Annotated in this window: 16 protein-coding genes; 8 read left to right on the forward strand and 8 right to left on the reverse strand. The window is 39.8% G+C overall.

What is annotated here, in order from left to right:
* The first annotated feature begins 94 nt into the window (after positions 1 to 94).
* From ruvX to ACEQ81_RS13620, 3 genes are read left to right on the forward strand one after another with little or no spacing between them, the layout of a single operon-like run.
* Complete coding sequence (ruvX, locus tag ACEQ81_RS13610) at positions 95 to 505, forward strand: Holliday junction resolvase RuvX (protein WP_411031451.1); 411 nt, start codon at positions 95 to 97, stop codon at positions 503 to 505.
* A 4-nt stretch (positions 506 to 509) separates the two neighbouring features.
* Entirely contained in the window at positions 510 to 1,100 is a 591-nt protein-coding gene (gene def / locus ACEQ81_RS13615; RefSeq protein WP_411031452.1) for a peptide deformylase, read from the forward strand.
* 57 nt (positions 1,101 to 1,157) lie between these two features.
* On the forward strand, positions 1,158 to 1,580 hold the full coding sequence (locus ACEQ81_RS13620; RefSeq protein ID WP_411031453.1) for a DUF5606 domain-containing protein: 423 nt from the start codon (positions 1,158 to 1,160) through the stop codon (positions 1,578 to 1,580).
* A 30-nt stretch (positions 1,581 to 1,610) separates the two neighbouring features.
* On the opposite strand, the gene ACEQ81_RS13625 is transcribed toward ACEQ81_RS13620, so the two are convergent.
* From ACEQ81_RS13625 to ACEQ81_RS13640, 4 genes are all read right to left on the reverse strand, one after another.
* Positions 1,611 to 3,227 (reverse strand): family 20 glycosylhydrolase, encoded by a 1,617-nt coding sequence (locus ACEQ81_RS13625; protein ID WP_411031454.1) that lies wholly within the window; start codon positions 3,225 to 3,227, stop codon positions 1,611 to 1,613.
* 8 nt (positions 3,228 to 3,235) lie between these two features.
* A complete protein-coding gene (locus ACEQ81_RS13630; protein WP_411031455.1) occupies positions 3,236 to 3,880 on the reverse strand; it encodes a GDSL-type esterase/lipase family protein in 645 nt (214 codons plus the stop codon).
* A gap of 189 nt (positions 3,881 to 4,069) precedes the next feature.
* The gene (locus ACEQ81_RS13635; RefSeq protein WP_411031456.1) at positions 4,070 to 4,954 is read right to left on the reverse strand and encodes an alpha/beta hydrolase; all 885 of its coding nucleotides are present in this window, start codon (positions 4,952 to 4,954) and stop codon (positions 4,070 to 4,072) included.
* A 21-nt stretch (positions 4,955 to 4,975) separates the two neighbouring features.
* Complete coding sequence (locus tag ACEQ81_RS13640) at positions 4,976 to 5,581, reverse strand: carboxymuconolactone decarboxylase family protein (RefSeq protein ID WP_411031457.1); 606 nt, start codon at positions 5,579 to 5,581, stop codon at positions 4,976 to 4,978.
* 74 nt (positions 5,582 to 5,655) lie between these two features.
* Between ACEQ81_RS13640 and mazG the strand changes: the two genes are divergently transcribed.
* From mazG to ACEQ81_RS13665, 5 genes are all read left to right on the forward strand, one after another.
* Complete coding sequence (mazG, locus tag ACEQ81_RS13645; protein WP_411031458.1) at positions 5,656 to 6,429, forward strand: nucleoside triphosphate pyrophosphohydrolase; 774 nt, start codon at positions 5,656 to 5,658, stop codon at positions 6,427 to 6,429.
* A 140-nt stretch (positions 6,430 to 6,569) separates the two neighbouring features.
* Positions 6,570 to 7,940, forward strand: coding sequence for an MATE family efflux transporter (locus tag ACEQ81_RS13650; protein ID WP_411031459.1), 1,371 nt, complete (start codon positions 6,570 to 6,572; stop codon positions 7,938 to 7,940).
* A gap of 8 nt (positions 7,941 to 7,948) precedes the next feature.
* Positions 7,949 to 8,176 (forward strand): hypothetical protein, encoded by a 228-nt coding sequence (locus ACEQ81_RS13655; RefSeq protein ID WP_411031460.1) that lies wholly within the window; start codon positions 7,949 to 7,951, stop codon positions 8,174 to 8,176.
* A gap of 5 nt (positions 8,177 to 8,181) precedes the next feature.
* On the forward strand, positions 8,182 to 8,751 hold the full coding sequence (locus ACEQ81_RS13660; protein ID WP_411031461.1) for a phosphatase PAP2 family protein: 570 nt from the start codon (positions 8,182 to 8,184) through the stop codon (positions 8,749 to 8,751).
* Positions 8,748 to 10,406 carry an ArnT family glycosyltransferase gene (locus tag ACEQ81_RS13665; protein WP_411031462.1) on the forward strand — a complete coding sequence of 553 codons (1,659 nt, stop codon included), beginning with the start codon at positions 8,748 to 8,750 and terminating at the stop codon, positions 10,404 to 10,406. The genes ACEQ81_RS13660 and ACEQ81_RS13665 overlap by 4 nt, the downstream gene beginning before the upstream one ends.
* Before the next feature lie 2 nt (positions 10,407 to 10,408).
* Here the strand turns inward: ACEQ81_RS13665 and ACEQ81_RS13670 are convergent, their stop codons facing one another.
* The 4 genes from ACEQ81_RS13670 to ACEQ81_RS13685 form a co-directional block, all read right to left on the reverse strand.
* Positions 10,409 to 11,272, reverse strand: coding sequence for a lysylphosphatidylglycerol synthase transmembrane domain-containing protein (locus tag ACEQ81_RS13670; RefSeq protein ID WP_411031463.1), 864 nt, complete (start codon positions 11,270 to 11,272; stop codon positions 10,409 to 10,411).
* A complete protein-coding gene (locus tag ACEQ81_RS13675; RefSeq protein ID WP_411031464.1) occupies positions 11,259 to 12,215 on the reverse strand; it encodes a glycosyltransferase family 2 protein in 957 nt (318 codons plus the stop codon). Before ACEQ81_RS13675 ends, ACEQ81_RS13670 begins: the two co-directional genes overlap by 14 nt.
* Before the next feature lie 103 nt (positions 12,216 to 12,318).
* A complete protein-coding gene (meaB, locus tag ACEQ81_RS13680; protein WP_411031465.1) occupies positions 12,319 to 13,377 on the reverse strand; it encodes a methylmalonyl Co-A mutase-associated GTPase MeaB in 1,059 nt (352 codons plus the stop codon).
* Positions 13,378 to 13,379: 2 nt separating this feature from the next.
* Positions 13,380 to 13,940 carry a DUF2911 domain-containing protein gene (locus ACEQ81_RS13685; RefSeq protein ID WP_411031466.1) on the reverse strand — a complete coding sequence of 187 codons (561 nt, stop codon included), beginning with the start codon at positions 13,938 to 13,940 and terminating at the stop codon, positions 13,380 to 13,382.
* Positions 13,941 to 13,946 lie beyond the last annotated feature (6 nt).

The following is a 13,946-nucleotide window of genomic DNA, read 5'->3' on the forward strand; positions in this document are numbered from 1 at the left end:
TAAATTTTTCGCAAAGATAAGCGGATAGCCCTAATAAACGTTTCAATTTTACACTTATAACAATTTATACTATATTTTTGCCAAAAATTTAAAGTTGGGAAGAATAGTGGCCTTAGATTATGGAAAAGTTAGGACGGGAATTGCCGTAACGGATGAGTTGCAGTTGATTGCCTCCGGACTTACCACAATTCAAACCAAGGATTTATTGAGTTTTTTAAAATCTTATGTCGCCACAGAGCAGGTAATTCAGTTTGTAGTTGGGGAGCCTAAACAAATGAATTATACACCATCCGAATCCGAGGTTTTGATAAAACCTTTTTTGGAAAAACTATCCATGGCATTTCCTGAAATACCCATAGCAAGACAAGACGAAAGGTTTACTTCCAAAATGGCGTTTCAGAGTATGTTGGACAGTGGTCTAAAGAAAAAACAAAGAAAAAACAAGGCGCTGGTAGATGAAATAAGTGCCACCCTTATATTACAAGCGTATTTAAATAGAAAGTAGAAGAATGATATTACCAATTGTTGCATACGGGGATCCCGTTTTAAGAAAGGTAGGAAAGGAACTGGACAAAGATTATCCTAACCTTAAAGAGTTATTGGCAAATATGTGGGAAACCATGTATAATGCCAACGGTGTTGGACTAGCGGCCCCACAAATTGGACTTCCAATACGACTTTTTTTGGTAGATACCACACCTTTTGCGGATGATGAGGATCTTTCTCCCGAGGAACAGAAAGCGTTGAGCGGTTTTAAAAAGACGTTTATCAATGCCCAAATGGTAGAAGAGACTGGTAAAGAATGGCCTTTTAATGAAGGCTGCCTAAGCATTCCCGACATAAGGGAAGACGTGCAACGAAAAGACACCATTACCATAAGCTATTTGGATGAGAATTTTAAACCCCTTACGGAGACCTACAATGGCCTTCTGGCAAGGGTTATTCAGCACGAATACGATCATATTGAAGGTATTCTGTTCACCGATAAGCTCTCTTCGTTAAAAAAACGTTTGTTAAAGGGAAGGTTAACCAATATATCAAAAGGTAAGATTAACGTAGATTATCGTATGCGCTTCCCCGATATGAAAAAAGGACGTTAAACTAGTGTGTCAATTAAAGTAAAAATGCAATATTTGCCAAGAAATTTATAGCAGTATATGAGTTTGGATAAAATTTTATCGATTGGGGGCAGACCTGGACTTTTTCATCTAAAAACACAAACCCGTTCCGGTTTTGTGGCCGAATCTTTATTGGACGGAAAAAAAATTACGGTGGGTTTTAGAAATAATGTAAGCATACTTTCCGAAATAGCTATTTATACTTTGGACAAAGAAATTCCGTTACGGGAGGTTTTTGAAAAGATCAGTACCAAGGAAAGTGGCGGAAAAACTTCTGTCGGACATAAAGAGGAGAAAATAAAACTAGAGGAATATTTCTTCGAAGTACTTCCAGATTATGATGAGGATCGGGTTTATGCCAGTGACATTAAAAAAATAATCCAATGGTATAATTTACTTCACGACCATGGAATAAAGGATTTTTCTGCCGAGGACGAAACGGTTTCTACCGAAGAGGAATAAAAGAGGTAAACCTTTGGATAAGGGTTGGCCCTAATCTTTATGTATAACTTCGTAGGTGTATTTACTTTTTTTCCAATCTATTAAGTCAGATGGATAGTATTTCACGTCCATTCTGTCTAAAAAGGGAGCTTGGTTTGCCAATCTAACCCTATAATTTTCCCAATCCCTATTTTCTTCAATAGTCCAGCTTAGCTCAGAATAACCTATTACCCTAGGGAAAGCCAAATATTCCAATTCGTCTATATTGGATATGGTTTCTGACCAAAGTGGCGCTTCTATGCCCAAAATATTTTCTAAGGGTACCCCTTTGGCGTATCTTTCCGGTGTCCACACATAGGCTGTATCTACAGGGATGTACGCTGCCCAATTAAGGCCGTATTTAGAGAGTGTATCGTATTTCATATCCAGATAGGCCTTCTTTGCCGGGGACAAAATTACCTGCATTCCTTTAGATACCGCTTCCTTTGCATTTGTTTCACTATGCCAAAACTGGGCTATGGAAGAGGAATCTACATCGGCGATGACAATTTCGTCCCAACCGATCATTCGTTTTCCATATTTACGTACTATTTTTTCCACTCTGTTAACAAAGTACTTATAATCTTCTTTTTTGGTAACATGGCTTTCATCACCTCCAATATGAAAGTAAGGGCCAGGCGTAATTGCCGATATTTCTCGGATCACATCATCCAAGAAAGTGTAGATAGTATCCTTACGGGTTGCAAAAGTGCTAAAACCAACCCGGGTGCCTTCATAAAGTTTAGGAGTTTTACCATTGCCATTAAGGAAGGGGTAAGAGACCGAAGCTGCGTTGGTGTGTCCTGGCATATCCACTTCAGGAATGATGGTCATGTAATTAGCCGCTGCATAATTTACGATATCCGTATAGTCTGCCTGTGTGTAGAAACCGCCTGCTTCACCACCTACTTCCGTACTTCCGCCAACCTCTGTAAGTTTTGGCCAGGACTTAATCTCTATACGCCATCCTTGATCGTCCGTAAGATGAAGGTGTAACACATTTATCTTATAATAGGCGAGCAAATCTATAAATTTTTTAACGTCTTCAACACTAAAGAAATGCCGGGCCACATCTAGCATAGCACCTCGATACCCAAAATTGGGTTGATCCATGATTTTGCCTGTGGGTACGGGCCACATACTGTGTTCTACCAGAGTGTCATTACTGGTATTGGGTATAAGCTGTCTTATGGTTTGTACCCCTCTAAAAGCACCCTCGGCGGTCCTGGAATTAAGAATTATGGAATCTTGGGTTATATAGAGTTGATATGCTTCATCACCCCCTAGGGATAAGCTGTCTACCTGATTGATATAGATAATCCGATCCACGGTTCCTGCATCTGTTTCGTTTACTGCTAAATTAAGCTTGGTATGAGTTTTTATTTCCCGGGAAAGAAATTCTCCCAGCTCGGCAAAACTATTTTCGGCCGGAGAAGTGTAAATGGCAGTAAATTGGTCTAATCCAAAAGCACTATGGGTAGGAATTATTTTTACGGGCCTGGGAATCATGTTTTCAGCAGATAAGTCTGTTTCAGGAAAATTTATGGGTTCCTTGGGTTCTGAACATGCAACTAGACCAATAAAGACTGTTAACACTAAAAATAGTTTTGTAAAGAATGATTTTCCCATTTGGTTGTTTATTTAATGAAGTTATTGATAACAGTATACCAGAGGTCATAGCCCTTGGAATTCATATGCAATGCATCCCCGATAAAAATATCTTGCTTAGGTTTCCGTCTGCTGATCATTATATCCCATACATTGGCGTATTTCATCCAACTATGCTGTTTGCATAGTTTTTCCATTTTTCGGTTTAGTCTCTTGTATTTTCCTTTAAGATTCCAGCGCGAAATGCTGGGTTTGGCTCCTATAAGCACAATTTGGGCATTGCTATTTTCCTTTCTTATCCGCGTTACAATTTCCTGGAGTGTGCTTAAAATCTGTTTTGGTTTTTTTTTGGAAAAAATATCATTATCGCCTTCGTATATAAAGACCTTTTTTGGATTAAAATCTAGGATAAGTTCTTTGGAGAAATGTAAGAGGTCAGAAGCATGGGAGCCTCCGAAGCCCGAGTTTACAATTTGATGCCCCGGAAAAATATCGGCTAAATTTTCCCAAAGCCGAATGCTAGAGCTGCCAGTGAAGACAACGGTTTCTCTGGTGGCATCCCATATGGAATCATACCGCTGTTGAATACTCAATACCTCGCTCTCAAATCTTAATGGATCTTGGGCATGTAAAAACGCGCAGCAGGTTAAAAGCACCAAAAGGAGGTATTTCACGTGGCTTAAATTTATGGTTTCGAATATACCTTTATTTTGTAAGTGGTTCAATTTTTTTCTCCCAACGGCGTAGCATCTTCTACTGAATACATAAAATAGCTCATGACAGCCAATAACTGTACCATGGGATGTTGATATAATGATGCCCGATGTATTCCCTGATTGTGAAAGCCCGAGTTAAATATCGGACTATTCGGTTTGTGGTACGGTAATACCTTCAGCTATGGACCACTCATAAAAGCGGGCAATCCAGTTGTCCGATGGTAATCCTTGCGGTTTCATCCCAAAACCGTGCCCCCCCTTGGCATACATATGCAATCCTACCACCTTACCGTCTTTTTGCCAAGATGAATATAAGGCTGTACTTCCTACAGCTAGCCCCAAAGGGTCGTCTGTAGCGCAAATGACTAACATTGGTGGCGCGTCTTCCGGAGCTTTTTGGATAGGAATAACTGTAGTCCACGGGTATACGGGGACTAAAAAATTAGGTTTATTTTGTGGAGTGTAGTTGTAGGAAACTCCCATGGTCACTGCTCCCCCGGCAGAGAAACCCATGAATCCAATTTTATTGGAATCAACTCCAAAATCTTCAGCATGACTTCGTACATACGAAATGGCTGATAACCCGTCGGAAATTGCAAGAGGTAAAATAGGTTTTACCTTTACCCCAATTTCGGCAGGATTATTTGCACCTGCTTCCGTAATTTCCTTTACCGCATCGCCTTTGGTAGGTACCAGTCGATACTTCAGCACAAAAGCCGTAATACCATTGTCATTAAGCCATTTGGCTACATCGGTACCTTCTTTTTTTATACTATGCGCATATAAGCCTCCACCCGGCGCTATGATGACCGATGTGCCATTTGCTATGGCAGGGTCTGCCCTAAAGACCTCCATCCTAGGTATAGAAACATTACTTACTATTTCGGTATCCCAAATCTTGGAATAATAGTCTTTTTCCTCTCCCTCCCAGACAATGTCCGTAGGTTTTTCATAAGGAATTTCAATTATTTCCTGTGCATGGCAGAAGGCTGCCAATCCAAAGAATAGAATGAGCGTATTAACTTTTTTCATTTTAACTTTTTTTATTAAAATTTATTGATGGTTCCAATTTGTTGGGTCTTCGCTATTATTGGGAGAAAGGCCCAAAATATCGCCCTTGGTATTTACACCAAGACCTACCACTGTTCTATTTACATAGTTGAAATAACTGCTTACCTGATTGATCTCTAGCACTTCTCCATCGGTAAAGCCTTTATTTATTAGGTTTTCTACATCTGTTTTAGATAGCTCTGTTGGGTTTAGGGTAAGTTTTCGGGCGTATGCCAGCCCCTGGTCATATCTATCATTAAAGAAACCATTAAGCGTATCTTTTTCAATGGCATCCATATAAGCATCCACTTTAACATCGTCCTGCAAAAGCCTACGCAAACCGGCCAAATGGTGCTCCACACAATAATTACATTTGTTTAAACGGCTAACATAGACTCCTATGGCTTCTAAATACCATTTTGGAAGGGCGTTGTTGCCATTGTGGAGTACACTTTTATAGAGGGTCATATGCCCAACAAGGGTATGTGGGCGCAAACTGTGTATGCTTAGCACGTTGTCCACAACATTATTTGGGCCTTTTACGCGGTCGTAAACGCGTTTTAAGGTCCGATCTGCCTGTTCGTATCTGATTACTTTTATCCAGCTCATATGCGGTTTTAAAGATATAACTTTTTGGGTTTGTCCAAAACCTTTGTCTTTGTACTTTTACCAAAAGATTTGATATGAATACCAGACAGGCCCAGCTAGATGCATTAGACCGTTTACTTACTATTATGGACGAATTAAGGGCCCAATGTCCTTGGGACAAAAAGCAGACCATGCAAACGCTGCGACACCTCACCATAGAGGAAACCTATGAATTGGGCGATGCTATTTTAGAAAATGATCTGGACGAAGTAAAAAAAGAGCTGGGTGATCTGCTGTTGCATATTATTTTTTATGCAAAAATTGGGTCGGAAACCAAGAATTTTGATATTGCCGATGTGGCCAATGGCATCTGTGAGAAGCTCATAAACCGTCATCCACATATTTATGGTGATGTAAAGGTTGAGAACGAGATGGAGGTGCAGCAAAATTGGGAGAAAATAAAACTTAAAGAGGGAAAAAAAAGTGTTCTGGAAGGGGTGCCAACAAGTTTGCCCGCGCTTGTTAAGGCCAACCGTATACAAGATAAGGTAGCCGGGGTAGGTTTTGATTGGGAAGAGCCCCAACAAGTATTCCAAAAAGTTAGTGAAGAACTCTCAGAACTGCAGCATGAGGTAGAACTTGGCAATAAAGATAGGATGGAATCGGAATTTGGGGATGTTCTTTTTTCGATGATCAACTACGCTCGATTTTTGGAAATCAATCCGGAGAACGCTTTGGAGCGGACCAATAAAAAGTTCATTAAACGCTTTCAATACCTAGAGGGAAAGGCCAAAGAGGCAGGTAAATCCTTGAAAGACATGACACTTGCAGAAATGGACATATTTTGGGAAGAAGCCAAGCAGTTGTAGCCGCTAATCCATAGAATACCCAGCCAATCCCTACATAGTATGTATTCACACAAAATTGATCAAAAGCCAAAAAAATATAATACCGTTGGGCTTCAAGATAAACCTAAGCTGTATCTTTGAGGGTTCAAAAACTACCTTTCTTGCTACAACGGTATACCAAAGAATTTCGATATAATCTTAAGCTGTCTTTCCCAGTAATTTTGGGCATGTTGGGGCATACTTTCGTGGCATTTGCGGATAACATCATGGTGGGTCAACTGGGAACCGCGGAATTGGCCGCCGTATCCTTGGGCAATAGTTTTGTTTTCATTGCAATGTCTTTAGGGATTGGTTTTTCCACGGCAATTACGCCTTTGGTAGCCGAAGCGGACGGAGCCAGCAACAAAAAGGATGCTAAAAGTGCTCTAAAGCACGGTCTTGTACTATGCACATTGTTGGGACTATCTTTATTTGTACTTATCCTCTTGTGCGAACCGGTAATGTATTTTATGAAACAACCGCCAGAGGTAGTAGCCTTGGCCATTCCCTATCTAGAATTGGTGGCCTTTTCATTGGTTCCATTGATTATGTTTCAGGCCTTCAAACAGTTTTCAGAAGGTTTGTCACAGACCAAATACCCCATGTACGCAACAATCATTGCCAATGTGGTGAATATTATACTGAATTACCTGTTGATATTCGGTACGTTTGGCTTTCCCAAGTTGGGAATCATAGGTGCTGCTATAGGTACCTTGGCTTCCCGGATAATTATGGTAATCTTTATTTGGACATTGCTCAAAAAGAAAAAGAAATTCCATGATTATGTTACTGGTTTCAATTTTAGATCCATAGAGAAAAAGGTAATACAAAAGATAGTTTCCCTTGGATTTCCTTCGGCTTTGCAAATGTTTTTCGAAGTTGCCATATTTACGGCAGCAATATGGTTAAGTGGGGTTTTGGGAAAAAACGTCCAGGCCGCAAACCAAATAGCTTTGAACCTTAGTAGTATGACGTTCATGGTAGGTATGGGACTTAGCGTTGCGGCTATGGTTCGTGTAGGTAACCAAAAGGGGTTACGTAATTTTGGGGAGCTACGAAGAATTGCACAATCTATCTTTTTTCTTACCCTTTTGCTTGAAATTGTTTTTGCAGGTCTCTTTTTATTGGGAATGAACTGGTTACCCACAATTTATCTAGATGTTGATGATATTGTGAACAAGGCCGATAATACCGAAGTTATTTATTTGGCCGCCAAACTGATACTTGTGGCTGCTTTTTTCCAAATTTCGGACGGTATTCAGGTAGTGGTCCTTGGCGCGTTACGTGGGTTGCAAGATGTAAAGATACCTACCTTTATCACTTTTATTGCCTATTGGCTTATCGGATTTCCAATCAGCTATTATTTAGGCCTTTATACAGAACTTAAAAGTGTGGGAATATGGATAGGGCTCTTACTGGGCCTTACGGCTTCGGCCATTATGTTGTATATTCGATTTAATTATTTGACCAAGCGTTTGATCGTAAAAATCTAAATGAACTTATGGAATTCCCTAAATTTTTATTGGGTGATAACACGGATTTCCCCACTGCCATCTTTGTTGTCCATACAGAATACCCCAGGTTTATCATAAACCTGGAAAATGATGAGGTAGAGTGGTTGGAAGATTTTACCCAAGAAGACGAAAAGGAATTGGAATCGGAATCTGAAAACCTGATCAATATGGCTACTCAGTTTTACGATAGGGAAGTATCCCGATACGAAGAATAACCGCTATGTGGGAAACGTTGCTACAGTACGATAAAGAATTGTTCCTTTTTCTAAACAGTTTGGGGAACAGTACTTGGGACGGCTTTTGGATGTTTGTTACCGGTAAATGGAGTTCCATTCCGCTATACTTGGGTTTACTTATCTTGTCCTATAAATTTCTAGGCCCCAAGAAATGTATTGTACTTCTTATTGCTCTTGCCTTACTGATTACCAGTACGGATCAGTTGGCTAACTTTTTCAAGTACGGCGTTCAACGTTTAAGACCTTGTCATGATGCTGAGGTAAGTAGCTTAATGCGATTGGTAAAAAGTAGTTGCGGAGGTAGATACGGCTTCTTTTCGGCACACGCGGCCAATTCATTTGCCGCTGCTTTTTTCTTCACTTACCTGTTGCGGCATAAATACCAGTATATAGGAATTTTCCTCATTATATGGGCCATTTTCGTTTCCTATAGTAGGATATATATTGGGGTGCATTATCCCTTGGACATTGTTACCGGAATGTTGATTGGACTGATTTTAAGCTGGTTATTTGCAAAGTTGTATATATTTGCACTGCAGAAATTTCGCATATGATATCTAATACTAGGTATTGGTTTTTATTGTTTCTGGTTATTCTGGTCTATGTTGCCGGGATGTTTGTAACGCTCTTCGAAAATGATTCCGCCCAGTTTGCCGTAATGGCCATGCGGATGTTTCAAGAAAACGATTTCATCAATTTATTCAAAGGTCCCGAGGAGTATTTGGATAAACCCCATATGCATTATTGGCTTGCAGCCTTGTCCTTTAAGATATTTGGCTTGCACGATTGGGCCTACCGTATCCCTGGTATTTTAGCATCTTTGTTAGGGGCATATAGCTGTTTTGGACTTGGAAGACTGCTCTATAACGTGGACGTAGGTAAAATGGCATCGCTCATTTTTATGACCGCTCAAACTATCGTACTGGGAAACATAGATGTGAGAACGGACGCGGTACTTACCGGTTTTACAATCTTTGGTATTTGGCAGTTGGCGGCCTATGTTAACAAGAAATCCTTACATAACATTCTTTTGGGAGCTTTTGCCGCCGGCATGGCGTTCTCCACGAAAGGACAAATAGCTTTGGTGGTCATTGGGCTGCCCCTATTATGCCATTTGGGGTATACAAGAAAATGGCGTGCCTTATTCAGTTGGAAAGTGCTACTGGCACTTTTGGTTTTTGCAATAACCATTTCCCCAATGTTATACGCCTATTACCTACAATTTGATCTACATCCGGAAAAGATTATCCGAGGTAGGGCAGATCGCAGCGGAATACTTTTTATTTTTTGGGAGCAGAGTTTTGAAAGGTTAAGTGGTCAGGGAGTTGGCAAGAACAGTAGTGACTATTTCTTTTTCTTCCATACATTTCTTTGGGTTTTTCTCCCATGGACGATTATTGGGCTAATCGCCTATTGGAGTAGGTTAAGAACTTTTATTAAACTGCGATTTGCCTATAATCACAAATATGAATTTTTAACCTTGGGCGGAATTACACTGATATTTATACTAATTAGCTTTGCACAGTTTAAGCTACCCCACTATTTAAACATAGTTATTCCTTTGTTTGCCGTGCTTACGGCCTCTTGTTTGTACAGCCTCTATCAATTTTCTAAAAGTAAGGTAATAAAAGTTGTTTTGGGGGTGCAGTACTTTATTTTAAGCCTTGTTTTTATTTTTTCCGTACTGATATGCTTCTTCGTATTTAAGTTTAAACAGCCCATAGCTTATGTAGTGTTGATCTCGGTCTTTGCAGTTATCATCTACTTTTGTTTAAAAAGAGAGGCACATTATTTACGGATCATTACCCTATCCGTTTATAGTTCCCTCTTGCTGAATGGAGTACTCAATTTACATTTTTACCCTAACTTACTGCAGTATCAAGCTGGTTCGGCAATGTCAAAAGTGGTGGAAAAAAATAAAATATCTAAGGATAATATTCTGAAAATTTCCAACGGACATACATGGGCATTGGATTTCTACAATAAAAAACCGCTAAGGATATCCTCCGTTGAGAGTATAAAAGGGAAAAAAGATTTTTGGCTCTATGTTACCGATGCTGAGCTTAAACTACTACGCAATTTTGGTTTTGACTGGGACAAACAATATTCTGTTGACCAGTTTCGGATTACCCGACTTCAGGCCAAGTTTTTAGACCCTGCCAAGCGCAAGAAGGTGCTCAATAAAATGCACCTAATCCACATATATTGAGTTTAATCGGCAATTAAACTTGGCTTTTTAAAGTGATAAAAAATACCAAGTAGCGATATAAAAGCCGTTATCAGAAAAAACACCATACTAATACCTACGGATGTGCTTTCGTCCAATCCCAACCACAAAGCACCATAAAAGAAAGTGATTTCCCTACTACCTATACCGCCCAATGTAAGGGGCAAAACGGATACTATCGATGAAATAAGAAAAATTAGTAGATACGCCAAAGTACTGCCTTCCACTCCCAAGGCCTTTAGTATAAAAAGTACGCAAATCAGCTGAGCAAGTTGTACCAAGGCCGAATAACCTATAGATTTCCAAAATATGGCCAGTGTATAGGTAAAAAATCTTTTGATCAAAAACCAGAACACAATTGTGCCAAGTACCATTCCCATCCAAAATAGGAATTGGTAGGGTTTTAGCTTTTCGTTATCTAGCACTAGGGCAATTATACAGGCGTAGATAAACAGTAGCAGTAACCCGCTTAAACGATCTAAAACCAAGACCGACACTACTTTTTTGGTTGGTGCTGCAAACTTTTTTTTAATTACGTAGCCTTTATAAGCATCACCTCCAATACCACCCGGCAAGAACAGGTTGTAGAACATACCCAATAAATACAACTTCAAATTGCTTAGTTGGTTAAGTTTTACTTCCAATCGATGGAAATAAAGATTTAAGCGCAATGCCGCTATACTTTTGGAAACAACGAATAATACAAGTGCCGGCAGCAGGTAAAGCAGACGCGTTCTTTTTAGTGTATTTACTACATCCCCAAGATTTATTTTGGTAAAAATAAAGTAGAGAAGTACAACACTAAATGCAATCTTCAGGGCGGTTATGAGCTTTTTACGCTGTGCCACCGACGGTTATTTTTTTAATTCGGTAGGGTCTTTTTTGTTGCGATTCGTAGTAGGTTCGGATTAAGAGTTCCATAACAATACCAATGGTAAATAACTGTATCCCCGCCAAAATGAACATCATCCCAAAAATGAGGAGCGGACGGGTACCGATATCCTCACCCATGGAGAATTTGACGATCAGCAGGTATATGTTGATAAAAATTCCCAAAATGATAAGCAATACACCCAAAATCCCAAAAAGGTGTATTGGGCGTTGAAAATATTTACGGATAAAAAGTAGCAACATCATATCTGCCACTACCTTAAAAACCCTTTCCAAACCGTATTTGGACACTCCTGCATGCCTTGCATGATGCTTAACGGGTACTTGTTTAATCTGCGCCCCCTCCAAATGAGCCAACAGGGTAATAAAGCGATGCATTTCTCCATATAGGTTAAGGTCTTTGGCGATATCTTTGGTAAATACCTTTAACGCGCAACCATTATCCTTAATATCAAGTTTTGTAACACGGCGTACTAGAAAATTTGCGATTTTTGAAGGTATTTTTTTTAGCAGCGAGTCTTTCCTTTTCTGACGGATACCCGTAACAACATCATAATCCTCAGTAATGGCGTAGGTCAGCATTTGGGGTATATCACTAGGATCGTTTTGCAAATCCCCATCCATTGTAATAATGTAATCGCCCTGTGCATAATCCAAACCTGCCGCTAAAGCCAAGCTCTGGCCGTAGTTTTTTTTAAGGGCTATAAGATGTACCTTATCATCCTTTAATCCTTGGACAACCTTGCGAGTTCTATCTTTAGAAAAATCATCTACATATACAATCTGATAATTGTAACCCTGTAAACTTTCGTGTATTTTTTGGGTGAGCAGGGTAACGTTGTCTTCTTCGTTGTAAAGGGGAACAACAACGGATAACAGCGAATTGGTTACAATATTCATTTAGTGTATAATTTTGCGTCAAATTTAGGCTTTTTATTAATATCTGCCGTTAGTTACCTATACACTCGTTTTTTAATTGGGGATTGAATTCTAGCGCAAAGAATTAGCTTTTAGTCTTGGCAATGTTGTCCCGATATTTACCCAGTAATGCTTCCGCTGCTTTAAAAGGTGATATTTTGCGCTGTTCAACTTGTTTAAGTAATAGATCGAGCTGTCGTTTTACTTCTTTGTTGTTGTAAAAATTTTGTGTTAGCTGATCCTCGATGGTCTGTAACACCCAATATTTGTTTTGCTTTTGTCTTTGGGCGTCTAAATACCCGTTATCAATATTTATGGTTATATACTTATTGATAAGTTCCCAAACTTCATGTATACCGGTTTCTTCCAGAGCAGAGCAAGATAGTACCTTTGGGGTCCAATTGTTTACTTTTGGCGGATACAGGTGTAACGCCCTTGTAAATTCTGCTTTTGCCAAATTGGCCCGTTTTTTATTATCACCGTCTGCCTTGTTGATTACAATGGCATCGGCCATTTCCATGATTCCCCTTTTTATACCCTGCAGCTCGTCACCGGCGCCGGCTAATTTTAGGAGTAAAAAAAAGTCTACCATACTATGTACAACAACTTCGCTTTGGCCCACACCAACGGTTTCTATGAGAATTACATTATAACCCGCTGCTTCGCAAAGCATTACCGTTTCCCGACTTTTACGAGCTACCCCACCTAAGGACTTACCCGATGGCGAAGGACGAATAAAGGCGTTGGGGTCTTTTACCAATTCTTGCATTCGGGTTTTATCGCCTAGAATACTGCCTTTACTTAAAGCACTTGTAGGGTCTATGGTAAGCACTGCTACTTTTTTCCCTAGTCTGGTGAGGGTTTTTCCAAAAGTCTCAATGAAGGTACTTTTGCCAACGCCAGGAACCCCCGTAATACCGATACGAATACTATCGGTTTTAACGGACAGGCATTTTTCAATAACAAAGTCTGCTTGTATGCTGTGTTTGGGATTTGTACTTTCAATTAAGGTAATTGCCCTTGCCAAAGCGGTTTTATCCCCCTGCAATACTCCTTTTGCCAGCGCATCGGCAGAGGGATTTTTTTTTCTAAAAGATATAATTTTAGAAACCCGTTCCGGATTCGTATTTGGATTATCGTTCAAGATCAATTGTTCAAGGGAACGCTAACCTTGGTGTTATCCCAGGCAAGGACAAGGCTAAGCTGCTCTATATCTTCAAAGTCAATTTTAAAACTTTCCTGTACCTGCGATAGTTGCTCTACAGGCACTTCTACCTGTAATACATCAGAATCTGGCTTTCTGGTTGTTTCCCTTCCACCACTGCTAAGTGTTACGGCCCAGTCTGGTACTTCCTTGTTGAAAATTATGATCCAACTGTTTTTATTTGGCTTGGTCCATAGCGAATAGGTTCCTGCAGGCAGACTTTTATCAATTATTTTAATGGCTGTGGCTGAAGTAAAGGTGGTGGGTTCATTGGCGCCGGTTCTCCAGACTACATCGTAGGGAACCAATTCTCCAAAAATTACCCTTCCCTTTTTATATGGACTACTATATTTTACGGACAGGTCCATACCGTTTTTGGTATAAGTTGCGGTTTTTTCCGGGCTATGCTTTTTAGTTTGCTCTTTCATGTATGGCCCTATTACAAAAAAGAACAATAGTGCCAATACACCAACTATAATCAGAAGCCACTTTAGGAATTTCATAGGATT

This window comes from Spongiimicrobium sp. 3-5 (assembly GCF_046557915.1).
GTDB lineage: Bacteria > Bacteroidota > Bacteroidia > Flavobacteriales > Flavobacteriaceae > JBHEBG01.